The sequence below is a fragment of the Halomonas sp. C22 genome, from assembly GCF_007655045.1.
Lineage (GTDB): Bacteria > Pseudomonadota > Gammaproteobacteria > Pseudomonadales > Halomonadaceae > Vreelandella > Vreelandella hamiltonii.
Map to the genome: position 1 here is coordinate 607539 of NZ_VBVC01000002.1, position 26383 is coordinate 633921.

Sequence of the window (26383 nt, forward strand, 5' to 3'; positions counted from 1 at the left end):
ATGCTCGTTTTCGAAAAATAAACATCTGCGTCTTCAAATGTCCATTAGCGAAACGCACGCTGATCGCAACACCACCTTGCAGCGATGGTGGGCATCACGCAACAACAATAACGCACATAAGAGGCTTCTCATGAAAACGCCATCCTGGCCCAAGCGTCCGCTGGCTCTGCTCACTGCGGTCTCGCTTCTCCCCATGGCACTGCTTGCCAGCCATGCCCAGGCCGACTGCGAACGCGGCGCCCTGGACGCACTCTACTGCGACGAGAATGGCGACATGGTCGCCGACCGCCCGGCCGATGAATCGAACTGGGCCAATCCCAGCACGCTGATCTTCGCCTACACGCCGGTGGAGGACCCTGCCATTTACTCCGACATCTGGCAGCCGTTCGTCGACCACCTTTCCGAGGTCACGGGCCGCGACGTGCGCTTCTTTGCAGTGCAGTCCAACGCTGCCCAGGTGGAAGCCATGCGCAGCGGCCGACTGCACATTGCCGGGTTCTCGACCGGCCCGACGCCCTTTGCCGTGAACCTGGCCGGAGCCGTACCCTTCGCCCTGATGGGCTCTGACGATGGCCAGTTCGGCTACACGCTGCAAATGTTCACCCATGTCGACTCGGACATCGAGTCCTTGGAAGACCTGAAGGGCAAACGCGTCGCGCATACCTCTCCCACGTCCAACTCCGGCAACCTGGCACCGCGGGCACTGCTGCCCGAGCTGGGCATCACCCCGGATGAAGATTATGAGGTGGTCTACTCCGGCAGCCATGACCAATCCATGCTGGGCGTGGTGGCCCGCGACTATGACGCCGCGCCGGTTGCCTCCGAAGTGGTCGAGCGCATGGCCGCGCGTGGCCTGTACGACGAAGAGGACGTACGGCTGATCTATGAGTCCGACCGCTTCCCGACCACCTCCTACAACTACGCCCACAACCTGCACCCGGACCTGGTCGAGAAGATCGAAGAGGCGTTCTTTACCTTTGACTTCGTCGGCACCGAGCTGGGCGAGGAGTTCGAAGGGGTCGAGAAATTCATCCCCATCAACTACCAGGAACACTGGCAGGTGATTCGCACCATTCAGGCCGCCAATGACGTGCGCTACACGCGGGAAAACCTGGAGTAGCCTGGTCGCGCCGCCCTGGCGGCGCGCTTTTATAGAGCGAATGGATGTGCACCCATGCTGGAAATTACCAATCTGGTCAAACGTTATGGCCACAGTGAGCCCGTTCTCAAGGGCCTGGACCTCAAGGTAGAAGGCGCCAGCGTCGTGTCGATCGTGGGCGCATCGGGGGCGGGAAAGAGCACCATGCTGCGCTGTATCAACCGTCTGGTGGAGCCCTCGTCCGGCTCCATCAAGCTCAATGGTACGGAGCTGGTGAATATCAGAGGCGCCGAGCTGCGCCGTGCTCGCCGCAAGATCGGCATGGTCTTTCAAGGGTTCAACCTGCTCGATCGGCTGACGGTCATGGAGAACGTGCTGGCGGGCCGACTCGGCTATGTGAGCCTTTATCAGGCCATTTCGAGGCGCTACCCCCAAGCGGACATCGAACGTGCATTCATGCTGATGGAGCGCGTGGGGATTGCCCATTACGCCAACAAACGTGCCGACGAGCTGTCTGGCGGCGAGCGCCAGCGGGTAGGCGTGGTGCGTGCGCTGATGCAGGAGCCCGACCTGCTGCTGGCGGATGAGCCTACCGCTTCGCTGGACCCGAGAACGTCCGAGCAGATCATGATGCTGCTGCAGAGCCTGGCCAGCGAGCTGTCGTTGCCGGTGCTCATCAACATCCACAACGTCGCCCAGGCCAAGACCTACACCGAACGCATCGTGGGGCTGCGGCATGGCAAGATGATTTTCGATGGCTTGCCGAGCGACTTCAACAAGGAGGCACTGGACGCCATTTATGGGGGCATCGAGGCGCCGGACGAATCCGTCAGTGAACAGCCCGCCCCTGCAGCGCAAGGGGGCTGACATGACGACTCCCCCTACTCCACGCACCTGGAAAAAGCCGCCTTTCATCGCCAACCCCGTCCTTCGTTACGGGCTCATTCTGATCGCCCTGGCGTATCTGGTCTGGGCGTTTGGATCGCTGCCCTTCAACTGGGCCCGTATCTCCGAAGGCCTGCCCCGGGCGGCGCGTATTTTCAGCGGCGGCTTTCCGCCCAGCTTCGAACGTTTCGGGCTGCTGCTGACCGGCTTTAAAGAGAGCTTCCAGATCGCCATTCTGGCCACCTTGCTGGGCGTGCTGCTCTCCATCCCTTTTGCGGTCATGGCCGCTCGCAATATCGCGCCTCTGCCGATCTACCTGATCGGTCGCAGCGTCATCATCGTGTCACGCAGCTTTCATCCGGTCATCGTGGCCATCCTGTTCGTTGCAGCGGTGGGCTTTGGCCCGCTGGCGGGTATCCTGACCCTGACCCTCTACTCCATCGGCTTTGTCGGCAAGCTGCTTGCCGAAGAGATCGAGGAGATCGACTGGGGCCAGGTGGAAGCCATGCGTGCCGCTGGCGCCGGGTATCTGGCCACGCTGTTCTATGCGGTGTTTCCGCAAATATTGCCTCGCCAGGTGGGGCTCTCCATGTATCAGCTGGACAGCAATCTGCGCGCGTCGGCCGTGGTGGGCATCGTCGGTGCAGGCGGGATTGGCGGCACGTTGATGAATGCCTTCGGGCGCTATGACTACGACTTTGCGTTCGCCATTCTGCTGATCATCATTGCGGTGATTCTGCTTAGCGAAGGCGTCAGCGGCTGGGTGAGGAAAAAAATATGGTAGATCACGCACAGCAACTCGCCGACCGAGTCTGGCAACGTTACGACCGGAAAGAGCGGCTGATCCGCTATGCCGTCCTGCTAGCCACCTTGATGCTGGTGTTCTGGGCCGTTCGCGATATCGATATTTTCTGGCCCTGGGTGTGGGACGCGCCGAACCAGATCTCGGGGCTGGGCGCACGCATGTGGCCACCCAGCAGCGCCGGGCTGGGCAACATCTTGAATGCCCTGCTGGAAACCGTGCATATCGCCACCCTGGCCACGTTCATCACCATCTTTCTGGCGCTGCCAGTGGCTTATATCGCTGCCCAGAACACGACACCGAACCGGGCCTGTTTGTGGCTGGGGCGCTTTATTCTGGTCTCCAGCCGCTCGGTGAACACCATTATCTGGGCACTACTGTTCGTGGCGATTTTCGGCCCCGGCGTACTGGCCGGTATTCTGGCCATCGTGTTTCGCTCCATCGGCTTCATCGGCAAGCTGATGGGCGAAGCCATCGAAGAGATTGACCGCCGTCCCGTCGAAGCCATGGAGGCCACCGGCGCCTCGAAGGCCAAGGTGGTCGCTTACGCCATCGTCCCGCAGGTCATGCCCGCCTTTTTCGCCATCGTGATTCTGCGCTGGGATATCAATATCCGCGAATCCACCGTGCTGGGCCTGGTAGGCGCCGGAGGGATTGGCGTGATCCTGCAAGGTGCCATCGATACGTTCGCCTGGCCGACCGTGGCCACCATCCTGATCGCCATTATCGTGCTGGTACTGATCGGTGAAGCCATTACCAGCGTGCTGCGCCGCAAAGTGCTGTAAGGCCACCAGGCAAGCGTTTGACCTAACCCCAAACGCTTGCCATGGTTAAAGGGTAATCAACGACATGGAGGACGTATGACGATGACCACCTATATCGTGGTAGCCGATGCGGCACGCGCCAGGATCTTTACCCGTGACGCTCTGGAACTCGCCGAGCAGGAGAGCATGGTGCATGCGGCAGGCAGGCTGCATGAAGGCGACCTGATCACCGACCGCCGTGGTGCAGACGTGCATGAATCCACGTCCACCACGTCACGCTCGTCAGGTGAAGAAGGCGCCGCTTCCCGGCATGAAAACGAGCTGTTTGCCAAGGAAGTCGCCCAACGGCTCTATACTGCCCGCGTCGATAACCGCATGGAGAAGCTGATCATGGTGGCCCCGCCCAAGTTTCTCGGGCTGCTGCGGGAAAAGCTCGACAACCCCACCCAGAAGCTGGTGATCCATACCCTCTCCAAGGACCTCAGCAAAGCCTCGCTGTCGGATATTCAGGAAGCCGTCAGCGATTTGCGCTGATCCATGAATAAACGGCTATACGCCTAAAGAAGTGGTCACTCTCGCCGATAATCGTCATTTACCCTGACGATCAAGAGAGTGACCATGTTCGCTACCCTACGCTTTCGAATACTCTTAGCGGCGTTGACTGCCATCGTTGTTGCCCTGGTGATCAATGGCATCGCCAGCTATTCCACCGTTAAACACCATAATAGCGAACAGATCAGCCGCAACCTCAGCGCTGTTGTGAATGGAAACACACAGGCTATCGATGAGTGGTTCAATGCACGCTACACCATGATGGCAAGCATGGAGCACACTGCAGGCGGCGAAGAGCCGCTGTCGGCGTTGCGCCAGTTGGCCGATTCTGGCGACTTCATGACGGCATACCTCGCTTATCCACACACATCAAACGCCATTTTTTCAGACGGCTGGCAGCCACCCAGTGATTACGATCCTAGAGGACGGCCTTGGTATCAGGCAGCCGTTAGCGCAGCGGACACGGTCGTTACCGCGCCCTATGTCGATGCGCAAACCGGCGGATTGATCATCACGTTCGCCCGCCCCTTTTACCGTAATGGCGAGCTGATGGCCGTCATTGGGGCAGACATTACCATAGCGGACGTCATCGATATCGTGGGTAATATTTCCCCCACGCCTTCAAGCTTCGCTTTTTTGACCACTCAGGATGGCACCTTGGTTGCCCACCCGGACGCCGCCCTGACCCTGGAGCCTTCGACCGCCCTGAGTGCGAACTTGAACCCTCAGGAGCTCACGCGCATTATCCAGTCCGACACGCCCCAGCCCATGGCCCTGCAGGAAAGCAGCAAGCTGCTCATGGGCAGCCAGGTGGGCGGCAATAGCGGCTGGCAGTTGGTGGTCGCGCTGGACGAAGCAGAAGCCACCGCCGGACTGCGCGCCATTGCTGCCACGTCCATCATCACCCTGCTGATCGTCGCCGCCATCACTGCCGTGGTGTTCGGCCTGCTGCTCTCGCTGCTGCTGCGTCGCCTGCTGGGTGTGCGTAACGCCATGGATAACATTGCCTCCGGCGAAGGCGACCTGACGCAGCGCTTACCGGAAGAGGGTAACGACGAGGTCACTCAGATCGCCCGCGCTTTCAACCGCTTCGTGGGCAAAATGGAAGAAGTGCTGATCGAAGTGCGTACCAGCAGCGAAGCCGTGCACCACGCCGCCAACGAGATTGCCATGGGCGGGCAGGACCTGTCGCGCCGCACCGACAATGCGGCTTCCAGCCTGCAGCAGACGTCTGCGTCGGTGGAGCAGATCACCAGCACCGTCGCCCACACCGCCGCGTCGGCCCAGGAGGCCAACCAGCTCTCTCATGCCGCTTCTGAAGTAGCGAAAAACGGCGGTCAGGTAGTCTCGAACGTGGTGACGACCATGGAAGACATCTCCCAGGCCTCCAACAAGATTGGTGAGATCGTCACCTTGATGAACAGCATTGCCTTCCAGACCAATCTGCTGGCGCTCAACGCTTCGGTAGAAGCCGCCAGGGCTGGCGAGCATGGCCGTGGCTTTGCCGTGGTAGCCGACGAAGTGCGTAAACTGGCTGGCCGCAGCAGCGACGCTGCCAGCGACATCCAGAAGCTGATCGAAGACTCCCAGTCCCGGGTCAATAACGGCACCTCGCTGGTGCGCGAGGCTGGCAGCACCATGCACGATATCGTCGAGCACATTACCCGTGTCACCGACGTACTCGAAGAGATCAACGCCGCCACCAGCGAACAGAGTGATGGCATCAAGCAGGTCAACATCGCCGTGGCCGAGCTGGACCGGATGACCCAGGAAAACGCTGCCATGGTGGAAGAGTCCACCACCGCCGCCGAGCATCTCAAGGAGCAGGCAAACCACCTGACCGGCACCATCAGCAGCTTCAAGCTTGGCGTCGCACAGCATGCCCCTGCTCTACGGTCCCCTAATGCACCAACCGCTATCGAAAAGTTTTAACGCGCCCATGGCGGCCCCCTTGCTATATTGGCAGGGGGCTATGCCCTTTTGTCATCAGCACGCCATTAACGGCTGGTCTACTTGCCCTTGGGAAGCCCCCACCCAGCTGCCTGATTCCCATGACAACAGGTCAACCACACTATGCACTTTCGCTCCTTACGCACTCTGGTGCTGGCCCTGGCAGGCCCTTGCCTACTGGCCGTCGTCGCCGCACTGGTCATCTACAACCTGTTGGCTGCCGCCCGCACACAGCAAACCGTCGAAGATCACACGCAAGCCTTGGTAGAAAGTGCACTGAATGCCCGGCTTGATGCCCTGGCCGAAGCAGAAGGGGGCCGTATACAGCGGGAGCTGGACATGGCCATGACGCTGGCCAGCCAGCTGGCATCCACCAACGCGTTGATGGGCATGCAGGATGCGGAGGGCCATCGAGCGCTCTACCTCACGCGTCGTCAGCTTTCCAACCTGGTTCGCCAGACCGTGGCGGATAACCCAGCCCTGCTGGATGCTTTCATCGGCTGGGAGCCCAATGCCTTTGATGATGATGCCCGCTTCGTTGGTGACGAGCGTTACGGCCATGATGGTAGTGGTCGCTTCATGCCATGGTGGTACCGTACCGGGGATGGCACGCTGGAGGTATTGCCCTTGGGCGATACCATGGAGAGCGAAGCACGACTGGCCAGCGGTGTGCGCGAAGGTGAGTATTACCTATGTCCACGTGAAACGCTGGCCCCCTGCGTGATCGATCCCGCTGCCTACGATTACGATGGCGAGACACAGCTGGTCACATCGTTCAATGCGCCCATCCTGGTCGATGGCGCATTCCGCGGCGTGGCGGGCGTCGACCTCTCGCTGAATTTCATCCAGGCTTTGCTGCGTGACGCCAACGCAACGCTTTACGACGGTGCCGGCCGGATGGCGCTGGTCGCCGGACGCGGGGGTCTGGTTGCCGATACCCACGGAGATGACGCCCTGGGCTTGCCCGCCAGCCAATCGCTGAACGACGCTGTCCTGGAAGGTATTGCCACGGCTGCTCGGCAGGGCAGCCTTTACAGCCGAGTCTCCAACGGCATGTTTCAGCGCTATCAGCCACTCACGATCGGCGATACGGAACAGCCGTGGGTGCTGGTACTCCAGCTACCTGAATCCGTGGTCATGGCAGAGCTCAATGCACTGCAGGCCATACTCAGCGAACAGCGCCAACAAAACACCCTGGGCATGACGCTGGTGGGGCTACTGCTGTCGGCAGTGGGCATGGTTGCACTTTGGTGGATTGGCGGCCGCATTGCTCGCCCCTTGAAGCGGTTGGCAAGCCGCATGCAAGAGATCGCGTCGGGTAGTGGTGATCTTACCCAGCGGCTACCGGTGCATGGACGCGATGAGAGTGCGGCAGTAGCAGAGCAGTTCAACGCCTTTGCAGCCAAGATTCAAGCTATCCTGCTGGACGTACGTCGCAGCAGCGAGGCCGTGAATCATGCCGCCAACGAGATTACCCAAGGAGGGCACGACCTGTCTCGTCGCACCGAGCAAGCCGCTGCCAGCCTTCAACAGACCTCTGCCGCCATGGAAGAGATCAGCAGTACCGTTCGACACACGACCCACGCCTCCCAGGAGGCCAGCGGACTATCACAGACGGCCTCGCAATTAGCGGCGCGAACGGACCAGGCATTCGAACAAGTGGTCACGACCATGGAAGCCATTCGCGACACGTCGGCTGAAATCCAGACCATCGTGGGGGTCATCGATGGCATTGCCTTTCAAACCAACCTGCTGGCCCTGAACGCGTCCGTGGAAGCCGCACGCGCCGGCGAGCATGGGCGCGGCTTTGCCGTGGTCGCCGATGAAGTCCGCAAGCTGGCCTCGCGCAGTAGCGAAGCTGCCAAGGATATTCGTCAGCGAATCGATATGTCCGCCGAGAAAGTCGATGACGGCACCCAACTGGTGCACGATGCGGAAGCGGCCATGCACCAGTTGACGCAAAGCGTGTCCCGCGTTACCCAGATGCTCGGCGATATCAGCACGGCCGCCAGTGAACAGAATCAAGGCATCGACCAGGTGAGCATCGCGGTGACCGATCTCGACCAGATGACGCAGCAAAACGCCGCGCTGGTCGAGGAGTCAACGACCGCCGCCGAACAGTTGAAAGATCAGGCGGAACGCCTCGATGCCTTGGTGGGCGGGTTTACCCTGGGAGACAACGCGACTCAACCGGCGCTGCCGGGGCACAGTCAATCGAATACCGTTTGAGCATGTGCGTCAAGGAATGGGCGGCAGCGGAATATCGTCACTGCGCTTGGCACCGGCGGTCATTTCGCGGCAGAGGCGCAAAAACTCGCGCACGCCGGTGGTCAGATACTTGTGGCGATGCCAGATGAAGGTGAACTGACGCTTCAGGTCCAGCTCCGGCGTGGGTAGCGGCACCAGGCTACCCCGTCGGAAAGCGTCTCGTAGCGCCAGCCGAGAGACGCAGCCGATCCCTAATCCCGACTCCACCGCGCGTTTAATGCCCTCGGTATGCTCCAGCTCCAACAGCGTATTGAACCGGCTGCGACGGTGGCGGGCGGCATGCTCCAGCGTCATGCGCGTGCCTGAGCCCTCCTCACGCATGATCCAATCCTCCCGCAGCAGCTGATCCAGCTCCAGATGAGCACGCCCGGCCAGTGGGTGCCGAGGCGAGCAGAACACGCACAGCTCATCTTCTACCCAGGGCTGGCTGATGATCATGTCGTCATCGCACTGCCCTTCGATCAGCCCCAGGTCCAGCGAATGCTGGCGCACCCCCTCGATGATATGCCGCGTATTGCGCACCGCCAGCCGCACGCGGCTACCGGGGTAACGCTGCATGAAATCACTGATCAACAGGGTGGCCAGATAGTTGCCGATGGTCAGGGTGGCACCCACGTCCAGAGCGCCCACCCCCTGCTGGCCGCGCAGCAGCTCCTCCACCTCTTCGGCTCGGTCCAGCAGCGCCACGGCCTTGGGGAGCAGCTGGAACCCCAATGCGTTGAGTTTCAGACGTTTACCCATGCGGTCCAATAGCTGGCAGTCGAACTGGCGTTCCAACTCAGCCAGCGCCGTACTGGTCGCCGACTGGGACATGGCCAGCGCCCGCGCCGCCTGGGAAACGCTTTCGTGCTGGGCAACGGCGACGAAGACTTCCAGCTGGCGCAACGTGTAGTGCATGACCAGGCCCTCCAGAAAAAGTGCTGCTCAACGAATGCTATATCGATTTTAAAGATATACGTTATCAAGATAATTTGCTTAACAGATATACCACCCTTTATCTAGAATGAGCGCATCCTATAAAGCTATTTTTTATTCTTTTTTAGAATATGGCGAGCAAGGCTTAGGCCGCGCAGCCCCAAAGGAGTCGACATGAGCAAGTTTGCCCTGGAAGAAGTGCTAAGCGTTCACCACTGGAACGACACGCTGTTCAGCTTCCGCACGACACGTGAGCGCAGCCTGCGCTTCAAGAACGGCCAATTCGTGATGATTGGCCTGGAAGTGGCGGGCAAACCTCTGATGCGCGCCTACTCCATCGCCAGCCCGAACTACGAAGATCATCTCGAGTTTTTCAGTATCAAAGTGCCCGATGGCCCGCTGACCTCACGCTTGCAGCACCTGAAGGTGGGCGACCAGATCATGGTCAGCCGCAAGCCGACCGGCACGCTGGTATGCGACGACCTGCTGCCCGGACGTAACCTGTACATGCTCTCCACCGGCACGGGCCTGGCGCCGTTCATGAGCCTGATCCAGGACCCGGAAGTCTACGAGCGTTTCGAGAAGGTCGTACTCATTCACGGCGTGCGTGAAGTCTCCGAGCTGGCCTACGCCGACTTCATCACCAAGGAGCTGCCCGCCCACGAGTATCTGGGCGAAGACGTTGCCGAGAAGCTGGTGTACTACCCCACGGTCACCCGTGAAGAGTTCCACACCATGGGCCGCCTGACCGACCACATTCGCAGCGGCAAGCTGTTTGCCGACACCGGCCTACCGCCCATCGACCCGCGCCAGGACCGCGCCATGATCTGCGGTAGCCCCGCCATGCTGGACGACACCAGCGCACTGCTGGATGAGCTGGGGCTGAACATCTCCCCGCGCATGGGCGAACCAGGCGACTACGTCATCGAACGCGCCTTCGTAGAGAAGTAAGCCTGGGGGTGAAGGCTGAAGAATAGCGCATAGCCTGTGCCACCCTCATCTTGTTGAGCCCTGCAAAAAGCCCCTGTGGATGTTATCCACAGGGGCTTTGTCTACTCGGCGCGACTGGCTCTGCACGCCTTGCCCTTCACGACTTACCCTTCACCATTAGACAGCGTCTTTGCCGGTTTCACCAGTACGGATACGAATCACCTGCTCCAAGGGCATCACGAAGATCTTGCCATCGCCGATCTTGCCCGTATTGGCCACCTGGGTGATCGCATCGATGACCTGCTCGGCCATATCGTCGTCCACGGCCACTTCCAGCTTCACCTTGGGCAGGAAATCCACCACGTATTCCGCCCCACGATACAGCTCTGTGTGGCCTTTCTGGCGACCAAAGCCTTTCACTTCCGTCACCGTAATACCCTGCACGCCGATATCGGAAAGCGACTCGCGTACGTCATCAAGCTTGAACGGCTTGATAATGGCTGAGATTAATTTCATGACCACATCCTCTGGTTATGCAACGGTTGTCTTGACCGGATACAAGGCGGCGCGACGTTGACCCTCCTCACGCCCGTTGCACTTAGCATACACCCGCCAGCCCCGAGAATAAAAAGCCCTTGTGCCTGGCACGTATATGCGCCGCTACATACGGCAAAAGGCCTCCCATCGGGGAGGCCTTGAGTAGCAGTGTCACTTGCTATGGCACAGTGCTTATTTCTTGACGCCAAACTCGGGGTAGGCTTCCAGGCCACACTCTGTGATATCGACGCCTTCGTACTCTTCTTCTTCGCTGACACGGATACCCATGACCGCTTTCAGCACCAGCCACACCACCAGGCTCGCCAGGAATACCCAGCCGAAGATGCCCACGATACCGATCAGCTGTGCACCGAAGGACGCATCGCCATTGTTCAGCGGCACGGCCAGCACACCCCAGATACCCACGACACCGTGAACCGAGATAGCCCCCACAGGGTCATCCAGCTTCAGCTTGTCCAGCGTGACGATGGCAGCGACCACGATCAGGCCACCGATGGCACCAATCAAGGCGGCACCCAGCGCAGAAGGCGACAGCGGGTCGGCGGTAATGGCGACCAGGCCTGCCAGCGCACCGTTCAGCGCCATGGTCAGGTCCGCCTTGCGGAACCACAGTTTGGCCAGCACCAGGGCTGCAATCACGCCACCCGCCGCCGCCGCATTGGTATTCACGAACACTTGAGCAACGTTGTTGGCCGACACGGCATCCGACAGTTTCAGTTCGGAACCACCGTTGAAACCGAACCAGCCCATCCACAGGATGAAGGTACCCAGCGTGGCCAGCGGCATGTTGGCGCCCGGAATCGCGTGGATAGAACCGTCTTTGCCATACTTGCCCTTACGGGGGCCCAGGACCAGCACACCTGCCAACGCTGCAGCGGCACCGGCCATGTGGACGATACCCGAGCCCGCATAGTCAGAGTAGCCAACGCCATCCAGCCAGCCACCGCCCCAGGTCCAGTAGCCAGACACCGGGTAGATGAAGGCGGTCATGACCACCGCGAAGGCCAGGAAGGCCCACAGCTTCATACGCTCGGCCACGGCACCCGACACGATCGACATTGCCGTTGCGACGAATACGACCTGGAAGAAGAAGTCCGAACGCATGGCGTAGTAAGGGGCATCCTCACCACCGGCCAGCACCGCATCGACGCTGTTCTCGGCACCGATCAGGAAGCCAAGGCTGGGCAGGAAACCGCCTTCGCCGCTGGAGTACATGATGTAGTAGCCCACCAGCAGGTACATGGTGCAGGCAATGGCAAACAGCGCAATGTTCTTGGTCAGAATTTCAGCGGTGTTCTTGGAACGTACCATACCGGCCTCGAGCATCGAGAAGCCGGCGGCCATCCACATGACCAGTACGCCGCAAATCAGGAAGTAAAACGTATCGAGCGCATAGCTCAATTCTGTAAGCTCGTTCATCAGGTGTTCCCCGTGATCCAAGAGAAGTTATACGTAGTGGGTCGTCGTTGTGTGGGCAGGCCTATACCGCGTCGGCGCCACGCTCTCCGGTACGAATACGAATGACATCTTCCAGCGGCGTCACGAACACTTTGCCGTCACCGATCTTGCCGCTGTTGGCAGCGCTGCAGATGGCATCCAGCACGCTCTCCAGACGCGCATCGTCCACGGCCACTTCCACTTTCACCTTGGGCAGAAAGTCCACTACGTACTCGGCACCGCGATACAGCTCGGTGTGGCCTTTCTGACGACCAAATCCCTTGACCTCAGTAACCGTAATCCCCTGCACGCCGTTGTCGGCGAGTGCTTCACGAACGTCGTCAAGCTTGAAAGGCTTGATGATAGCGGTGATGAGTTTCATCCCGGATCTCCCCTGCTGGTTCAGTCCCACTCGGTGGAGAGCGGCGTGGCCGCCCGAATCTAGTGCTTGCCCTGCTAATGCTCATACCGTGCCACTGGATTTTTTCTCATTTAAATTCATAACCTTAAGGTTTAAAAAGTGCGCTTTACAGCCACTGGCAAGGCGACTACGCATCCATTCACACCCGCCCATGCACTAAAAACGATCACCAACAAAAGCGGCGCGCTCTTTTTTGATGCATACGCACATTGCAGGAGAAAACGCACGCGGGGAATGCGGTTTGGCAAAGGGTTGCGTATCCTTACAGGTAAGCTATCCACATTTATGCGCCACCGTTTAAGGAGAGAGCCATGACGCCCCAGGATCGCATCAGCCGTTTAGCCCAGCAGATAGGCGACCGTTTACAGAATGCTTCCCAGGCCCCGGAAGACATTCAGAAAGGCGTGCAGCAAGTGGTACGAGGCGCCTTCGACCGCCTGGAGCTGGTATCACGAGAAGACTTTGATATCTTGATGGATGTGCTTCAGCGCACGCGCGCGCGTGTCGAAGCGCTGGAGCGTCAGGTGGCCAGCCTGGAAGCCACGGTGGAAGCGGCCAGCGCCGCGCAGTCCGCCCCCATGGAAGCCGAAGTACCGCCAGCCCCCCGTTGAGCCTGCCGAGCAAGGCAAGCCCACCCCCGGCAACCCAAGCTGAGGCAACGCTGGGTGGCCTTGGATAGGCACCCAGCGCGCTTATCCGCCTGACCCCTTACGGCTCACTTTGTGACGCATCAAACCCGCGAAGGCATGGCGAAAGCCACCTCATGCACCATGTTGGAGCAGTTACGCCCCTGGGGCGTCTCGCGCTGACGACTTGTGCGACCTCCGCTGTTTCCATTTGCAATTGATAAAAAGAATCGTTTAAATAAAGCGCTTATTGTCAGGTGCCCACTTCATGCGCTGCATCCCCCGACTCCCGACCCTGGCCCGCAGCTGCTTGCTCGCGGCAGCCTTGCTGTTCAGCACTGCCAGCCACGCCCAGTGGGCCACCATCGACTGGACCATCGCCGAAACGCTGCTGGCGATTGGCGCTCCGGTCAGCGGTATCGCGCAACAGCCGGGATATCACGATTGGGTAGGCGAGCCGCGTATCCCGGAGCACGTCAGCGACCTTGGCCTACGCACCCAGCCCAACTTCGAGCTGCTGGCCCAATCGCCCCCTGAGCAAACCCTGCTCTCGCCCATGTTTACCGGGCTGATTCCTCGGTTGGAGCGCATCGCGCCGGTGGGCACTTTCGCCCTTTACTCGCCAGGCACCGATACGTGGCAGGAAATGCAGACACTCACCCGCCAGTTGGGCGAGTTGACCGAACGCAACGCAGAAGCCGACGCGCTGATCGAGAACACCCAGCAGCTGATGCGCGAGCTGCGCTACCCGCCCGGCAACGCATCTCCATTGCTGATGGTGCAGTTCATGGATGCCAGGCATGTGCGGGTATTTAGCGAGAACAGCCTCTACAACGCCGTATTGGAACAGCTGGCGCTGCCCAACGCCTGGGATGAGCCCACCAACGCCTGGGGCTTCGCCTTGGTCGGTATCGAGGCGCTGGCACGCTACCCCGACGCCACCCCTGGTCATCGTTGACCCGCTCCCCGCAGGGGTGGAAACGCAGTTGGAAAAGAGCGGCCTGTGGCAGCAATTGCCGAGCGTTCAACATGGCCATCTGCTGCGCCTGCCGCCAGTCTGGAGCTTTGGCGCCCTGCCCTCCGCCCAGCGCTTTGCCCGCGAACTGACCAGCGCATTGAACGCCCAGGGGGCACATTAACGCTTTACTCGCTGGCCGCTCAGTAGCGCTCAACGCTTGAAATAAAGTAGGCTTAGCCAACGAGCAGGCTCATTAAACTGAATGAACCGATTGAGAAACGTTGCTAGGGAGCACCATGAAATTAGCGATTGTGGCCACGCGGGCGGGCGTGGGGTTGGAAGCCCCGGCGGATCTGCCCAAAAAGATCTAGTATGATTTAGCAAAAATCCGCGTAAACCCTCGCCCACTCGGGCGGGGATACAAGCGGGCAGCGCGATAGCGCTGCTGGGTTTGCGGTATGGGGCCCGGCGGCATAAGCTGTACATATATCCATGCATCAATGGCGCACCATGCTGAAGGCTACGAAGGTACGACTCTACCCCACGACCGAGCAGGCGGAGTTCCTGAACCGCCAGTTCGGCGCGGTGCGCTTCGTCTATAACACCGGCCTTCGCATCATTTCCCATCGCCACAAGCGTCACGGCCAGTCGCTGAGCGCCAAGCACGACATCAAGAAGCTGCTGCCCGTGGCCAAGAAATCCCGCAAGTATGGCTGGCTGAAAGAAGCTGATTCCATCGCCCTCCAGCAGGCGTGCCTCAACCTCGATCATGCCTTCCAGCGCTTCTTCGACCCCGCGCAGAAAGCCGGCTATCCGCGCTTCAAGAGCAAGCGGGGCAAGCAGTCCAGCTATCACTGCGTCGGCGTCAAGGCCGGCGACGACTGGATCAAGGTGCCCAAGCTCGGGCCGATCAAGGCCAGGATGCATCGACAGGTCGAAGGTCGACTGAAAAGCATCACCCTGACCCGCACCGTCACCGGGAAACACTACGCCTCGCTGCTCTACGAAACAGAGCAGGTCGCCCCGGCACCGCTGAAGGACGTTGACGCCGCTAAGGTCGTGGGCCTCGATATGGGGCTGTCGCATCTGGCCATTGACTCTCGCGGCCGCAAGATCGCCAACCCGCGCTTTCTTCGCCAGGCCGCCGCCAACCTGCGGCGCAAGCAGCAGGCGCTCTCCCGCTGCCAGAAGGGCAGCCGGCGCCGCGCCAAGGCGCGGCTGCTGGTGGCCAAGGCGCACGAGCGGCTGGCCAACGCCCGCAACGACTTCCAGCACAAGCTCTCTCGACAGCTCGTTGACGACAACCAAGCGGTGATCGTCGAGGCGCTGAAGGTCCGCAACATGATGAAGAACGCCCGCCTCGCCAAGCACATCGGCGATGCGTCCTGGCATGCCTTGGTGACCAAGCTGGATTACAAGGCCAAGGAGCAGGGCAAGCATCTGGTCAAGATCGACCCGTGGTTTGCTAGCTCCAAAACCTGCCATATCTGCCACCACAAGGTGGACGCCATGCCGTTGAGTGTCCGGTCATGGGAGTGCCCCTCCTGCCACACGCACCACGACCGAGACATCAACGCCGCGCTGAATATCAAGCATCAAGGCATAGTGAAGTTGAAGGCGGAAGGGCTGTCCGTCTCTGCCCATGGAGGCTTGCGTAAGTCCGGCACATCGCCGGTTGCTGCCTGAGAAGTGGGAAGCCTCGCCCGCTAGGGCGGGGAGCAGTCACTTATCGTTGTTATCTGCCGCTAAAAGTAAATGGATTCGCTCCACTTCGCTCCACTTCGCTCATTGAGGCTTTCTGTAAGGCTGTCCAACTATCGGTGGGTTGCCACTGCTGAGCATTTTCTGAAAGACAGAGTAAGCATCATGCTTACTGCCATAAGCGCGTTTTGTAGCGTCATCATTGACCCATGCATAAATAATGATCTTGCTCGCAGCATCATAGCGAAAGAACAGCCGGTACTGCTGGTAGAACTTTGCTCGTTGCCAATGAGTGTGCTCTGTGCCAAGCGTGCTCCCTTGGCGATATTGAGTGCCTGATGGATCCTGCGGAATATCATTCAAGGCTAGCTTCATGATCGCTGCTAGGCGCTTGGTGGCCGCCTTGTTTCGATAACCGGCAGGATCTTTCGATTGAAGATGTCTCACCTTCAAGGTGAGTGCTTCGACTTGTTCCAAGAACAACGGATGGGCATAAATCGTCCATCCATTAACCTCCAGAGGTTTCATGCGTCGTCATCATCCTCTTCCAGTGCCTCTTCGAGGTCTACCTCAATACCTGCGGTAAGCCGCTCAGCCTCGGAAAAGCTACTGGCAGTCACCGGGCGAATATTTTCTGGATGCGCCAGAAGATCGCGCTCTAGAAAATTGAGGAAGTTGACCATCACAGGGTCGTGCCTGGCCTCATCACTCGCCTTGGAAAGCACCACTTCACCATCAGGACGAACGGTATAATGAATACGGTCTCGGCGCTTCAGCTTTAGCGCCCGGCGAATCGATGCCGGAACAGTCGTTTGATAGCGATCCGTCAGAGTTGAGTCGTCTTCGATAAGCGTGCTCACTGTCGCTCTCCGCTTGATAGCAATGCAAAAGTAATGCAAAAGTAATGCATACAAAGTTAATGCAACCGCATTACTTCGTCAAGCTGTCTCCCCTACTTGAACCGGTTGCTTAATCGCTACCAAAGCCTTCTTAATTACGTTAGGTTAAATACTTAAGCTAATGTAGCTTTATCCTACATTGGAGTAATGTGATAACTGCAGAGGAAAGGCGATGACGCTAGCCATTGTGGCCACGCGGGCGGGCGTGGGGTTGGAAGCACCGGCGGTGCATGTCGAAGTACATCTGGCAAATGGCTTGCCGGGCCTGACACTGGTGGGCCTGCCGGAAACCGCCGTGAAGGAGAGCCGCGAGCGGGTGCGCAGCGCCTTGATCAACGCGGGCTTCGATTTCCCCAACACCAAGCGCATTACCCTCAACCTCGCCCCGGCGGACCTGCCCAAAGAGGGTGGCCGTTTCGATTTGCCGATTGCGCTGGGCATTCTCGCGGCGTCGGGCCAAATCCCGGTGGATGCGCTGGAAGGCATGGAGTGCGCAGGCGAGCTGGCCCTGGATGGCAAGCTGCGGGCGGTACCCGGCGTGCTGCCCTTTGCCCTGGCCACTCGCCGTACCAACAAGGCGTTGATCGTGCCCCGCGCCTGCGCCGATGAAGCTGCCCTGGCGGGCGATCTACCGGTGCTGCCCGCCGACTCTCTCTGGCAAGTCGTCGCCCACCTGTTGGGCCAGGAAAAGATCCCACTCCACCAGCTCTCGGCATCGGTCAAATCGACCACGCCCATGGCCGACCTGGCCGATGTGCGCGGCCAGCACCAGGCCCGCCGGGCGCTGGAAGTGGCCGCTGCCGGGGGCCACAACCTGCTGTTTGCAGGCCCCCCCGGCACCGGCAAGACCATGCTGGCCAGTCGCTTGCCCGGCATTCTGCCGCCGCTTTCCGAGGACGACGCCCTGGAGGTGGCGGCGGTGCGCTCGGTATGTGGCCTGCCGTTGGAGGCCGACTGGGGCCAACGGCCTTTCCGCCAGCCCCACCACAGCGCCAGCGCCGCCGCGCTGGTTGGCGGCGGCTCGAAGCCCAGGCCGGGGGAAATCTCGCTGGCGCACCACGGCGTGCTGTTTCTGGATGAGCTGCCGGAGTTCTCGCGCCACGTGCTGGAAGTGTTGCGTCAGCCGCTGGAGACCGGCGAAATTCACCTCTCCCGCGCCAGCCATGAGCGCCGATACCCTGCTCAATTTCAGCTCGTTGCCGCCATGAACCCCTGCCCCTGCGGACACCTGGGCGACCCGCGAAGCCGCTGCCAGTGCAGCGCCAGCCAGATTCAGCGCTACCAGGCGCGGCTTTCTGGCCCGCTGCTGGACCGTATCGACCTGCAGGTGGAAGTGCCCGCGCTGCCACCGGAGCAGCTCACCGCACAAACCCAGGGCGAGCCCTCCAGCGCGGTGCGCGAACGGGTGATGGCCGCCCGGGAGCGGCAGATGGCAAGAGGTGCGCTCAACAGCCAGCTCAGCGGTAAAGCGCTGGAAGCCGCCTGCGCCCTCAACGATGAAGAGCGCGCCTGGCTGGCAGGCGTACTGGAAAAGCTCAAGCTCTCCGCCCGCGCCTACCACCGGGTACTACGCGTGGCGCTGACGCTGGCCGACCTGCAGGGCGAACCCAAGCCCTCTCAGCCGCACTTTATCGAAGCCATCGGCTACCGGCAGTTGGATCGGCTATTGAAGGGAGCTTAATGCACGTTCTCGATAAAGCGATCCAGCGCTTCAAACAGCACTTCACGGATAGGATCTGCTTCGTTCACCAAGTGGTGGCGCGCCTCCGGGTGGCGGTGAATCTCCGCGTTGGGAAACTTCTCCGCCAGAATGGCCAGATTCCACTCCCAATCGACCGTGAGGTCCTGCTCGCCTTGAAGAATCAAGGTGGGTAGCGGGCTGGGCTCCAGCGCCAGCAGCCGGGGCATCCAGCGGCGCATGGCGGTAATCCACGCCACGCTCAGCCGCTCAGGCTGCAACGGGTCCTGGTCACGCAGGAATTCGGCGAACTGCTCATCGGTGGAGTTGGGCCGATACTTGCGCGGTAGCTCCTTGACGAACGGGCTGGCAATCAAGTGAAGCCAGCTGGATTGGCTCCAGCGCCAGGGCCGTACCAGGGGTGCCAGCAGCACGATGCCTGCCCAGCCTGCCTCGTCTTGGCGCGTCAACGCATCCGTGGCCAGAATGGCCGCGCCGGTACTCTGCCCGACCCCCAGCCACGGCGTAGGCGCCATGCCATATACCTGCAGCGCCTCTTGCAGGTAAGTCAGGCAGTGCTGGTAGTCGTCGAAGTCTTCGATCTCGGCCCGGGGGCCGCTGGAAAGCCCATGGCCCGGCAAGTCCCACAGCACCACGCGCCAGCCCTTGGCCAGCAAGCAGCCCAGCAAATGGCGATACAGCCCCAGGTGGTCGAAATAGCCGTGAATCACAAACGCCGTGCCCACCGGTGAGGGCGGGCTCCATACCTGGCACCAGAGCGCAAACCGACCGGTATCGATGAAACCAGCGTGCACCTCATGGGTATCACTCAGCAAGGCCGCCAAACCGTAATGGCAGAAGTAGTCGTGCATGGCGTCCGTGAGGGCCTCGCCCGGCCTCAAGAGAGAGAGCGGCGAATCGCCTGCTGCCTGGCGAAACAGGCCTTCCAAATGCTGGAAATTATGCATCAACGTCTCTCCGTGAACACGACACATCCATGGGCTGGCGAAACAGCGCTTGATCGCAGCGGCAGCGGGGCCACTCTCATCATTTGGTCGAGCATTTTACCGCTTTCGGGTCTACCCTGTTTACATGCCAACGCAGGTGTGGAAGTATTTTCCATAAATCACCCTTCACCCGAACCGTGGCACTAGAACAATCCACGGGCACCTTCACAGGAGATCCCCATGAGCGAGCGTATCACGCGTCACCGTTTACAGGTGGCAGCCGACCTGGACCGTTTCATCAACGAGCAGGCTCTGCCGGGCACCGGCGTCGACGAAAGCGCCTTCTGGACCGGTGTCGATGCCCTGTTCCACGATTTGACCCCAAAAAACCGCCAACTGCTCGAAGAGCGCGACACGCTGCAAGAGAAGCTGGACGCCTGGCACCGTGAAAACCCCGGCCCGGTCAGCGACATGCCCGCCTACCGCAGCTTCCTGAAAGAAGCGGGTTACTTGGTAGACGCGCCGAATAGCGTGAAAGCCACCACGGCCAATGTTGACCGCGAAGTCGCCACGCAAGCAGGCCCACAGCTGGTGGTGCCGGTAAGCAACGCTCGCTACGCCCTGAACGCGGCCAACGCCCGCTGGGGCAGCCTGTACGATGCGCTGTACGGCACCGACGCCATCTCTGAAGAAGACGGCGCGGAAAAAGGCACCAGCTTCAACCCGAAGCGCGGCGAAAAAGTCATCGCTTACGCCCGTGGCGTGCTGGACCGTGCCGCCCCGCTGGCCACCGGTTCCCACCGGGATGCCGTGAAGTATGCCATCCGCGATGGCCACTTGGTGGTCAGTCTGGAAGGCGGCCGTGAAACCGGCCTAAAAGACTCCGGTAAGCTGATTGGTTTTAACGGTGATGCTTCCGCCCCCGAATCGATTCTGCTGGCCAACAACGGCCTGCACCTGGAAATCCAGATCGACGCCAGCCACCCCATCGGCAAGACCGACCCGGCACACGTCAAGGACGTGGTCGTCGAAGCCGCGCTGACCGCCATCATGGACTGCGAAGACTCCGTGGCAGCGGTAGACTCCGAAGACAAGGTCGGCGTGTACAGCAACTGGCTCGGCCTGATGAAGGGCGACCTGGAAGAGAACATCGAGAAAGGCGGCAAAACCTTCACCCGCAAGCTGCACGCCGACCGTACCTGGCAAACCACCGACGGCAACAGCGTCACGCTGCCGGGCCGTTCGCTGATGTTCGTGCGCAACGTGGGCCACCTGATGACCACGCCTGCGGTGCTGGACGAAAACGGCAACGAACTGCCGGAAGGCATCCTGGATGCGGTCGTGACCTCGCTGCTGGCGCTGCACGATCTGAAGAAAGACGCCGACCAGCCGCGCAACTCTCGCGCGGGTTCGGTGTACATCGTCAAGCCGAAGATGCACGGGCCAAAAGAAGTCGCGTTTGCCAACGAACTGTTTGGCCGCGTGGAAGACATTCTGGGCATGAGCCGTGACACCCTGAAAATGGGCATCATGGACGAGGAGCGCCGCACCACGGTCAACCTCAAGGCATGTATCGCCGAAGCCACCTCGCGCGTGGTATTCATCAACACCGGCTTCCTGGACCGCACCGGCGATGAGATGCACACCGCCATGGAAGCCGGCCCGATGGTTCGCAAGGGCGACATGAAGAGCGCTGCGTGGATCACCGCCTACGAGAAGAACAACGTGCAGGTCGGTTTGGCCTGTGGCCTGCGTGGCCGCGCCCAGATCGGTAAAGGCATGTGGGCCATGCCCGACCTGATGCACAGCATGCTGGAGCAGAAGATCGGCCATCCGAAAGCCGGTGCCAACACGGCGTGGGTACCGTCACCCACGGCGGCTACCCTGCATGCCCTGCACTATCATCAGGTCAATGTCGCCGATATCCAGCGCGACCTGGAAGCTCAGGGCGAGCCGGATCTGCTTGATGACCTGCTCACCGTGCCGGTAGCAGAAAACGCCAACTGGTCGGATGACGAGATTCAGCAGGAGCTGGATAACAACTGCCAAGGCATTCTGGGTTACGTGGTGCGCTGGGTAGAGCACGGCGTCGGCTGCTCGAAGGTGCCGGACATTCACAACGTCGGCCTGATGGAAGACCGCGCCACGCTGCGTATTTCCAGCCAGCACATTGCCAACTGGCTGCACCATGGCATCGTCGATGCGCCACGTGTCGAGGAGACCCTCAAGCGCATGGCGAAAGTGGTCGATGAGCAGAACGCTGGCGACCCGACGTACACCGCCATGAGCGCCGACTTTGAAGGCTCTACCGCCTTTAAAGCGGCCTCAGACCTGATCTTCAAGGGCCGTGAACAGCCTTCTGGCTACACCGAACCGCTGCTGCACGAGTGGCGCCAGGTGCACAAGGCCAAGTAAGCACCCGCTGAATGGCCTGCCAAGCCCCAAGGCTCGCGCCTTGGGGTTTTTTTATTTATGCTGGCTTACGTTAACGTCAAGGAGAACAACAACGATGACCGTCATGACCGTCGAGCAGATCGAGCACTTTCTGGATGAGGTCTTTCCCCAGCGAATGGGCAAGATAGAGAGCGTTGGAGAGATGTGCGCTACCATGCGCCTAAGCATTGGCCATGAGCACCTGCGCCCTGGCCCCCGCGTGTCAGGCCCCACCATGATGGGCTTTGCGGATGTAGCCCTGTACGTGGCGATACTCGCCCAAATTGGCCCCGAAGCGATGGCCGTGACCAGCGATCTGAACTGCCACTTTCTACGCGCGGCCTCCGGCGATCACGACATCATCGCCCACGCCAGGCTGATCAAGCTGGGCCGCCGCCTGGCGGTGGGCGAAGTGCAAATCTTTTCGGTCAGCGATGCGTCGCGCCCTGTGGTGCATGTCACTGCCAGCTATGCGCTGCCGGATAAACTCTAGGCAGCCGAACAGCGCGGTCGTTCACGCTTTAACGCGCTCAACTCACTTTGGGGAGCTGGTCGATCAGCCGATCCAGCGTCATCGGGTAGTCCCGTACGCGAATACCGGTGGCGTTAAGGAAACGCTGCACAAACCCCGCCACAGCTATCTGGCAGCCGCCACCATTATCGCCCTAGCAGAGAGCCTGGGGCTTGATGTGATTGCCGAGGGTGTGGAAACCGCCGATCAAAGTACAGTACTGGCTCGCTTGGGGTGCCATGTCTATCAGGGCTACTTCTTTAGCAAGCCAGCACCCGCAGCAGAGTTTGCGCGACGCAACGGCGCTTCTTCGCCTACAGCGTCATAAACGGCTGGGCGTCTTGATCGCTGAATAGGTAAACGTTGTAAGGCTCGCTTTGGGGCCCTGGCATGCCCGGTGTGCCAATTGGCATACCGGCTAAGCCGATGCCATCGACATCCGGTTGCTGTTCAAACAGTGCCTCAACCGCTTCCATCGGCACGTGCCCTTCGATCCAGTAGTTGCCTATCTCGATGGTGTGGCACGAGCCCATGCCGTAAGGCACGCCCGCCTGCTGCTTAATATCACCCAGCTCGACGTCATCGATGATGGTGACGTCTACGCCAAGTTCTTCAAGATGACGCGCATACTCATCGCAGCAGCCACATTGAGGGTTCTTATACAGCGTCGCCTCATCCGGCAGCGCGGCGTGGGCGGTCGCAGCGCCGAACATCAAAGCACCGGATACCAGCAGCGCAGTGGCATGTCGTTTCATATCGCTCTCCTATGACACCGTTTTTTGCAAAGCTTACCACCTTGGGGCTACCCACAGGTCAAGGACCAGACAACGGTCTTTCCCTCTCATTTGACCTATGGGTGGCACCGGGTTCTACGCTAAAAGGTGGACGTTGATCGTAAGACGACAAGGAGGCTGATGATGGCAGCAACGACCCACCACACCGCACAGGTGTATCGGATGAAAACCGCCGAGCACATGTGCCCGTTCGGCTTGAAGACCGTCGACCTGCTCAGGCGCAAAGGCTACGCGGTGGATGACCACACCCTCACCTCTCGTGAGGAGATCGACGCGTTCAAGGAGCAGGAGAACGTCGATACCACGCCACAGGTGTACATAGATAACCAACGTATCGGCGGCTACGAAGAGCTGCGTGAGCATCTAGGGATGAGCGTTCCCAATGCCAAAGAGACTACCTACCGCCCGGTGCTGGCCATTTTTGCCGTCGCGCTATTGATAGGCCTGGCGATGAGCTGGACGACCCAGGGCACGCTGCTCACGGCGCGCATGCCAGAGTTTGCCGTAGCGACCGCGATGGTGCTGCTGGGCCTGCAGAAGCTGCAGGATATCGAAAGCTTCAGCACCATGTTTCTCAACTACGACCTGCTCGCCCAGCGCTACGTGCCCTATAGCTACGTTTACCCCTACGCCGAAACCGCCGCCGGGCTGTTGATGCTGGCTGGTACACTGATTTGGGTAGCCGCGCCGCTGGCGCTATTCGTCGGCACCGTGGGCGCGGTATCAGTCTTCAAAGCGGTTTACATCGATAAGCGCAAACTCAAGTGCGCCTGCGTGGGTGGCAACAGCAACGTTCCGCTTGGCTTTGTGTCGCTCACCGAAAACCTGGTGATGATCGGCATGGGCCTGTGGATGCCGCTGCGCATGCTACTGGGCTAGCGTCGATTAAGAGCGGCTTAGCAGCGCCGTGACGCCCAGGGCCAGCCAACCGGCCATCAGCAGCAGCCCGCCGATCGGCGTCACGATACCTACGCTCAACCCGGCCAGCGCCATCAGGTAGAGCGAACCAGCAAAGGCCAGCACACCTAACGCCCATAGGGCGAGTACGACCTGCTGACCAGGGAGCGGACGGTGGCTGCGCCACGCAAGCACCGCCAGCATGGCCAGCGTGTGCCACGCTTGGTAGCGCACGCCGGTTTCTACGATATCTACCATGGCAGCGCTGGTGCGTGCCGCCAACCCGTGGGCGGCGTAAGCCCCCAGCATCACCATGGTTGCCCCTAAAAGCGCCACCACACACCACCACAGCTTGTCGATTCGCTGCACGCCTGACTCCTTTTCACCTATGTTGGCGGCGCATCGCCACCCCGTTAATCATTGAGATATTCACCCCGCTGCATACCTTGCACGGGTCGAAACCGCTACAATAGAGGCCGTTTTGCCTCCTCCACCAGGGTGCTTACTGTTTATGCCTACCCCCAATGAGTCGATACAGCTTACGCTCAACGGCGAACCCTACGCCATGACCGCAGGCCTCACCGCTGCCGACTTGGTCGAGCAGCTTGGCCTGGGCGGGCGTCGTATCGCCGTCGAGATCAATGAACAGATCGTGCCCAAAAGCCAGCTGGCCACCACTCCGCTCGCCGAAGGCGACCAGATCGAAGTCGTTCACGCCATTGGTGGCGGCTAACGGCCATCGAGCTTTTTCAAGGAATCGCTATGACGCAACTGACCGACACACCGTTCACCATTGCCGGACGTGATTTTACTTCCCGCCTGCTGGTAGGCACCGGCAAGTACAAAGACTTTACCGAAACCGGTGCTGCGATTGCCCAGAGCGGTGCCGAGATCGTCACCTTTGCCGTGCGCCGCACCAACCTTGGCCAGGACGCCGATGCGCCGAACCTGCTCGACGTCATCTCGCCCAAGCAGTACACCCTGCTGCCCAATACCGCGGGCTGCTACAACGCCAAGGATGCGATCCGCACCTGCCGCCTGGCCCGCGAGCTGCTGGATGGCCACAACCTCGTGAAGCTGGAAGTGCTGGGCGATGATCACACGCTCTACCCCAACGTGGTCGAGACGCTAAAAGCCGCAGAAACCCTGCTGGCCGACGGCTTCGACGTCATGGTGTACACCAGTGATGACCCCATCGTGGCACGTGAGCTGGAAGCCATGGGCTGCTGTGCCATCATGCCGCTGGGCTCGCTGATTGGCTCGGGCCACGGCATTCAGAACCCGCACAACGTGCGCCTGATCGTCGAGCAGAGCAAGGTCCCCGTATTGGTAGACGCCGGTATCGGGACGGCCTCGGATGCCGCCATGGCCATGGAGCTAGGATGCGACGGGGTACTACTGAATACCGCGATTGCCCACGCACGCGACCCGCTGCGCATGGCCAACGCCATGAAGCTCGCCGTCGAGGCTGGCCGCGATGCGTTCTTGGCAGGCCGCATGCCGCGCCGCCAAAGCGCCGACCCCTCTTCGCCATTTGCTGGCCGAATCAACGGCTGATACAGAGACATCATGACCGACACCAACGACACTGTGCCGAACGGCAACACCACTGGCCCCGAAAGTGCCGACGCACCGCTGCACCGTCGCGGCATCAAAAGCTACGTGATCCGTGCCGGGCGCATGACCCAGGCCCAGCAGCGCGGGCTTGAAGAAGTATGGCCACGCCTGGGCTTGACCATTGCCGATGGCCGCCAGGATCTGGATGCCCTGTTTGGCCGCCAAGCCCCCCGCGTGGTGGAAATCGGCTTTGGCATGGGTAATTCGCTGATCGAGCAGGCCGAAACCCACCCGGATACCGACTTTATCGGTATCGAAGTACACGCCCCCGGGGTGGGCAAACTGCTGGACGAGGTCGACAAACGCGGCCTGACCAACCTGCGGGTTTACCGCGAAGACGCCCTGGCCGTGCTGGAGCAGTGCCTGCCCGAAGGCTCGTTGACGACCCTGCAGCTCTTCTTCCCCGACCCATGGCCGAAGAAGAAACACCACAAGCGGCGCATCGTCCAGCCAGCCTTCGTGGAGCTCATTCGCACGCGCCTCATGCCCGGCGGCACCTTCCATATGGCCACCGACTGGGAAGCCTATGCCGAATGGATGGCCGAGGTGATGGAGGCGGCCCCTGGCTATGCCAACACCGCCGATCAAGACACGGCCCCCTATGTACCGCGCCCGGAATTCCGCCCGCTCACCAAGTTCGAAGCGCGCGGCGAGAAGCTCGGTCACGGCGTATGGGACTTGATTTACCGCCGGGAAGCCTGACGCCCGGACTCTGCCGCGACTGACCCACCAAAAAAAGAA

The 26383-nt window shown here is 60.5% G+C and carries 29 protein-coding genes; 20 read left to right on the top strand and 9 right to left on the bottom strand.

Annotation, left to right across the window (positions count from 1 at the left end; translation table 11 throughout):
- The first annotated feature begins 130 nt into the window (after positions 1–130).
- The 7 genes from phnD (at position 131) to FEU76_RS06180 (ending at position 8281) form a co-directional block, all read left to right on the top strand.
- Positions 131–1120, top strand: a complete 990-nt coding sequence (gene phnD, locus FEU76_RS06150) for a phosphate/phosphite/phosphonate ABC transporter substrate-binding protein (RefSeq protein WP_144981374.1) — start codon at positions 131–133, stop codon at positions 1118–1120.
- A 54-nt stretch (positions 1121–1174) separates the two neighbouring features.
- Complete coding sequence (phnC, locus tag FEU76_RS06155; RefSeq protein WP_039178700.1) at positions 1175–1966, top strand: phosphonate ABC transporter ATP-binding protein; 792 nt, start codon at positions 1175–1177, stop codon at positions 1964–1966.
- A gap of 1 nt (position 1967) precedes the next feature.
- The gene (gene phnE, locus FEU76_RS06160; RefSeq protein ID WP_039178704.1) at positions 1968–2768 is read left to right on the top strand and encodes a phosphonate ABC transporter, permease protein PhnE; all 801 of its coding nucleotides are present in this window, start codon (positions 1968–1970) and stop codon (positions 2766–2768) included.
- Complete coding sequence (gene phnE, locus FEU76_RS06165; protein ID WP_081135881.1) at positions 2762–3571, top strand: phosphonate ABC transporter, permease protein PhnE; 810 nt, start codon at positions 2762–2764, stop codon at positions 3569–3571. Before phnE (FEU76_RS06160) ends, phnE (FEU76_RS06165) begins: the two co-directional genes overlap by 7 nt.
- 81 nt (positions 3572–3652) lie before the next feature.
- Complete coding sequence (locus FEU76_RS06170; RefSeq protein WP_081136025.1) at positions 3653–4084, top strand: host attachment protein; 432 nt, start codon at positions 3653–3655, stop codon at positions 4082–4084.
- Positions 4085–4168: 84 nt separating this feature from the next.
- Positions 4169–6034: a methyl-accepting chemotaxis protein gene (locus FEU76_RS06175; RefSeq protein ID WP_144981377.1), complete on the top strand. Its 1866-nt coding sequence runs from the start codon at positions 4169–4171 to the stop codon at positions 6032–6034.
- A 141-nt stretch (positions 6035–6175) separates the two neighbouring features.
- On the top strand, positions 6176–8281 hold the full coding sequence (locus FEU76_RS06180; RefSeq protein ID WP_144981380.1) for a methyl-accepting chemotaxis protein: 2106 nt from the start codon (positions 6176–6178) through the stop codon (positions 8279–8281).
- Between the two features lie 9 nt (positions 8282–8290).
- Here FEU76_RS06180 and FEU76_RS06185 read toward each other — a convergent pair whose 3' ends face one another.
- On the bottom strand, positions 8291–9217 hold the full coding sequence (locus FEU76_RS06185; RefSeq protein WP_100732037.1) for a LysR family transcriptional regulator: 927 nt from the start codon (positions 9215–9217) through the stop codon (positions 8291–8293).
- 192 nt (positions 9218–9409) lie between these two features.
- Between FEU76_RS06185 and FEU76_RS06190 the strand changes: the two genes are divergently transcribed.
- A complete protein-coding gene (locus tag FEU76_RS06190; protein WP_144981383.1) occupies positions 9410–10186 on the top strand; it encodes a ferredoxin--NADP reductase in 777 nt (258 codons plus the stop codon).
- Positions 10187–10342: 156 nt separating this feature from the next.
- Here FEU76_RS06190 and glnK read toward each other — a convergent pair whose 3' ends face one another.
- The 3 genes from glnK to FEU76_RS06205 form a co-directional block, all read right to left on the bottom strand.
- Complete coding sequence (glnK, locus tag FEU76_RS06195) at positions 10343–10681, bottom strand: P-II family nitrogen regulator (RefSeq protein WP_009098335.1); 339 nt, start codon at positions 10679–10681, stop codon at positions 10343–10345.
- A gap of 213 nt (positions 10682–10894) precedes the next feature.
- Positions 10895–12142: an ammonium transporter gene (locus tag FEU76_RS06200; protein ID WP_144981386.1), complete on the bottom strand. Its 1248-nt coding sequence runs from the start codon at positions 12140–12142 to the stop codon at positions 10895–10897.
- Between the two features lie 61 nt (positions 12143–12203).
- Positions 12204–12542, bottom strand: coding sequence for a P-II family nitrogen regulator (locus FEU76_RS06205; protein ID WP_007112359.1), 339 nt, complete (start codon positions 12540–12542; stop codon positions 12204–12206).
- Between the two features lie 350 nt (positions 12543–12892).
- Between FEU76_RS06205 and FEU76_RS06210 the strand changes: the two genes are divergently transcribed.
- The 4 genes from FEU76_RS06210 to FEU76_RS06220 all read left to right on the top strand — a co-directional run bounded on the left by FEU76_RS06210 (position 12893) and on the right by FEU76_RS06220 (position 15851).
- On the top strand, positions 12893–13192 hold the full coding sequence (locus tag FEU76_RS06210) for an accessory factor UbiK family protein (protein ID WP_144981389.1): 300 nt from the start codon (positions 12893–12895) through the stop codon (positions 13190–13192).
- 283 nt (positions 13193–13475) lie between these two features.
- Entirely contained in the window at positions 13476–14165 is a 690-nt protein-coding gene (locus FEU76_RS06215) for an ABC transporter substrate-binding protein (RefSeq protein WP_446718796.1), read from the top strand.
- A gap of 28 nt (positions 14166–14193) precedes the next feature.
- The gene (locus FEU76_RS18825) at positions 14194–14346 is read left to right on the top strand and encodes a hypothetical protein (protein ID WP_446718797.1); all 153 of its coding nucleotides are present in this window, start codon (positions 14194–14196) and stop codon (positions 14344–14346) included.
- Positions 14347–14675: 329 nt separating this feature from the next.
- Complete coding sequence (locus FEU76_RS06220) at positions 14676–15851, top strand: RNA-guided endonuclease InsQ/TnpB family protein (RefSeq protein ID WP_144981391.1); 1176 nt, start codon at positions 14676–14678, stop codon at positions 15849–15851.
- Positions 15852–15950: 99 nt separating this feature from the next.
- Here the strand turns inward: FEU76_RS06220 and FEU76_RS06225 are convergent, their stop codons facing one another.
- Together FEU76_RS06225 and FEU76_RS06230 are read right to left on the bottom strand one after the other, a co-directional pair.
- Positions 15951–16394 (bottom strand): type II toxin-antitoxin system YhaV family toxin, encoded by a 444-nt coding sequence (locus tag FEU76_RS06225; RefSeq protein ID WP_144981394.1) that lies wholly within the window; start codon positions 16392–16394, stop codon positions 15951–15953.
- Entirely contained in the window at positions 16391–16726 is a 336-nt protein-coding gene (locus FEU76_RS06230; RefSeq protein ID WP_144981397.1) for a type II toxin-antitoxin system PrlF family antitoxin, read from the bottom strand. Before FEU76_RS06230 ends, FEU76_RS06225 begins: the two co-directional genes overlap by 4 nt.
- 211 nt (positions 16727–16937) lie before the next feature.
- Between FEU76_RS06230 and FEU76_RS06235 the strand changes: the two genes are divergently transcribed.
- Positions 16938–18446 (top strand): YifB family Mg chelatase-like AAA ATPase, encoded by a 1509-nt coding sequence (locus FEU76_RS06235; protein ID WP_144981400.1) that lies wholly within the window; start codon positions 16938–16940, stop codon positions 18444–18446.
- Here FEU76_RS06235 and FEU76_RS06240 read toward each other — a convergent pair.
- Entirely contained in the window at positions 18443–19411 is a 969-nt protein-coding gene (locus tag FEU76_RS06240) for an alpha/beta hydrolase (protein WP_144981403.1), read from the bottom strand. The two genes, FEU76_RS06235 and FEU76_RS06240, sit on opposite strands and share 4 nt — an antisense overlap.
- A gap of 219 nt (positions 19412–19630) precedes the next feature.
- Between FEU76_RS06240 and FEU76_RS06245 the strand changes: the two genes are divergently transcribed.
- The 3 genes from FEU76_RS06245 (at position 19631) to FEU76_RS18695 (ending at position 22662) form a co-directional block, all read left to right on the top strand.
- The gene (locus tag FEU76_RS06245; RefSeq protein WP_144981405.1) at positions 19631–21805 is read left to right on the top strand and encodes a malate synthase G; all 2175 of its coding nucleotides are present in this window, start codon (positions 19631–19633) and stop codon (positions 21803–21805) included.
- A 94-nt stretch (positions 21806–21899) separates the two neighbouring features.
- Positions 21900–22316 (top strand): PaaI family thioesterase, encoded by a 417-nt coding sequence (locus FEU76_RS06250; RefSeq protein WP_144981407.1) that lies wholly within the window; start codon positions 21900–21902, stop codon positions 22314–22316.
- A 184-nt stretch (positions 22317–22500) separates the two neighbouring features.
- Complete coding sequence (locus FEU76_RS18695; RefSeq protein WP_446718801.1) at positions 22501–22662, top strand: EAL domain-containing protein; 162 nt, start codon at positions 22501–22503, stop codon at positions 22660–22662.
- Here FEU76_RS18695 and FEU76_RS06260 read toward each other — a convergent pair.
- On the bottom strand, positions 22649–23089 hold the full coding sequence (locus tag FEU76_RS06260; RefSeq protein WP_054640755.1) for a DUF411 domain-containing protein: 441 nt from the start codon (positions 23087–23089) through the stop codon (positions 22649–22651). The genes FEU76_RS18695 and FEU76_RS06260 overlap by 14 nt on opposite strands.
- A gap of 162 nt (positions 23090–23251) precedes the next feature.
- On the opposite strand from FEU76_RS06260, the gene FEU76_RS06265 reads away from it, so the two are divergent.
- Positions 23252–24007 carry a glutaredoxin gene (locus FEU76_RS06265; RefSeq protein WP_212636763.1) on the top strand — a complete coding sequence of 252 codons (756 nt, stop codon included), beginning with the start codon at positions 23252–23254 and terminating at the stop codon, positions 24005–24007.
- A gap of 6 nt (positions 24008–24013) precedes the next feature.
- Here the strand turns inward: FEU76_RS06265 and FEU76_RS06270 are convergent, their stop codons facing one another.
- Positions 24014–24394, bottom strand: a complete 381-nt coding sequence (locus tag FEU76_RS06270) for a DUF423 domain-containing protein (protein ID WP_081138629.1) — start codon at positions 24392–24394, stop codon at positions 24014–24016.
- 142 nt (positions 24395–24536) lie between these two features.
- Between FEU76_RS06270 and thiS the strand changes: the two genes are divergently transcribed.
- The 3 genes from thiS to trmB are packed head-to-tail and all read left to right on the top strand — an operon-like array spanning position 24537 to position 26344.
- On the top strand, positions 24537–24758 hold the full coding sequence (gene thiS, locus FEU76_RS06275) for a sulfur carrier protein ThiS (protein WP_144981410.1): 222 nt from the start codon (positions 24537–24539) through the stop codon (positions 24756–24758).
- A gap of 29 nt (positions 24759–24787) precedes the next feature.
- On the top strand, positions 24788–25582 hold the full coding sequence (locus tag FEU76_RS06280; RefSeq protein ID WP_096921814.1) for a thiazole synthase: 795 nt from the start codon (positions 24788–24790) through the stop codon (positions 25580–25582).
- 12 nt (positions 25583–25594) lie between these two features.
- Entirely contained in the window at positions 25595–26344 is a 750-nt protein-coding gene (gene trmB, locus FEU76_RS06285) for a tRNA (guanosine(46)-N7)-methyltransferase TrmB (RefSeq protein WP_144981413.1), read from the top strand.
- Positions 26345–26383 lie beyond the last annotated feature (39 nt).

Bases quoted from the DNA above. Each gene is read 5' to 3' on its own strand.
- FEU76_RS06220 (WP_144981391.1), top strand. From the start codon at position 14,676: ATGCTGAAGGCTACGAAGGTACGACTCTACCCCACGACCGAGCAGGCG.
- FEU76_RS06210 (WP_144981389.1), top strand. From the start codon at position 12,893: ATGACGCCCCAGGATCGCATCAGCCGTTTAGCCCAGCAGATAGGCGAC.
- FEU76_RS06260 (WP_054640755.1), bottom strand. From the start codon at position 23,089: ATGAAACGACATGCCACTGCGCTGCTGGTATCCGGTGCTTTGATGTTC.
- phnE (WP_081135881.1), top strand. From the start codon at position 2,762: ATGGTAGATCACGCACAGCAACTCGCCGACCGAGTCTGGCAACGTTAC.
- trmB (WP_144981413.1), top strand. From the start codon at position 25,595: ATGACCGACACCAACGACACTGTGCCGAACGGCAACACCACTGGCCCC.
- FEU76_RS06200 (WP_144981386.1), bottom strand. From the start codon at position 12,142: ATGAACGAGCTTACAGAATTGAGCTATGCGCTCGATACGTTTTACTTC.
- phnD (WP_144981374.1), top strand. From the start codon at position 131: ATGAAAACGCCATCCTGGCCCAAGCGTCCGCTGGCTCTGCTCACTGCG.
- FEU76_RS06215 (WP_446718796.1), top strand. From the start codon at position 13,476: ATGCGCTGCATCCCCCGACTCCCGACCCTGGCCCGCAGCTGCTTGCTC.
- phnE (WP_039178704.1), top strand. From the start codon at position 1,968: ATGACGACTCCCCCTACTCCACGCACCTGGAAAAAGCCGCCTTTCATC.
- FEU76_RS06245 (WP_144981405.1), top strand. From the start codon at position 19,631: ATGAGCGAGCGTATCACGCGTCACCGTTTACAGGTGGCAGCCGACCTG.
- thiS (WP_144981410.1), top strand. From the start codon at position 24,537: ATGCCTACCCCCAATGAGTCGATACAGCTTACGCTCAACGGCGAACCC.
- FEU76_RS06175 (WP_144981377.1), top strand. From the start codon at position 4,169: ATGTTCGCTACCCTACGCTTTCGAATACTCTTAGCGGCGTTGACTGCC.
- FEU76_RS06185 (WP_100732037.1), bottom strand. From the start codon at position 9,217: ATGCACTACACGTTGCGCCAGCTGGAAGTCTTCGTCGCCGTTGCCCAG.
- FEU76_RS06265 (WP_212636763.1), top strand. From the start codon at position 23,252: ATGGCAGCAACGACCCACCACACCGCACAGGTGTATCGGATGAAAACC.
- FEU76_RS06250 (WP_144981407.1), top strand. From the start codon at position 21,900: ATGACCGTCATGACCGTCGAGCAGATCGAGCACTTTCTGGATGAGGTC.
- FEU76_RS06235 (WP_144981400.1), top strand. From the start codon at position 16,938: ATGACGCTAGCCATTGTGGCCACGCGGGCGGGCGTGGGGTTGGAAGCA.
- FEU76_RS06205 (WP_007112359.1), bottom strand. From the start codon at position 12,542: ATGAAACTCATCACCGCTATCATCAAGCCTTTCAAGCTTGACGACGTT.
- FEU76_RS06280 (WP_096921814.1), top strand. From the start codon at position 24,788: ATGACGCAACTGACCGACACACCGTTCACCATTGCCGGACGTGATTTT.
- phnC (WP_039178700.1), top strand. From the start codon at position 1,175: ATGCTGGAAATTACCAATCTGGTCAAACGTTATGGCCACAGTGAGCCC.
- FEU76_RS06180 (WP_144981380.1), top strand. From the start codon at position 6,176: ATGCACTTTCGCTCCTTACGCACTCTGGTGCTGGCCCTGGCAGGCCCT.
- FEU76_RS06225 (WP_144981394.1), bottom strand. From the start codon at position 16,394: ATGAAACCTCTGGAGGTTAATGGATGGACGATTTATGCCCATCCGTTG.
- glnK (WP_009098335.1), bottom strand. From the start codon at position 10,681: ATGAAATTAATCTCAGCCATTATCAAGCCGTTCAAGCTTGATGACGTA.
- FEU76_RS06170 (WP_081136025.1), top strand. From the start codon at position 3,653: ATGACCACCTATATCGTGGTAGCCGATGCGGCACGCGCCAGGATCTTT.
- FEU76_RS06240 (WP_144981403.1), bottom strand. From the start codon at position 19,411: ATGCATAATTTCCAGCATTTGGAAGGCCTGTTTCGCCAGGCAGCAGGC.
- FEU76_RS06190 (WP_144981383.1), top strand. From the start codon at position 9,410: ATGAGCAAGTTTGCCCTGGAAGAAGTGCTAAGCGTTCACCACTGGAAC.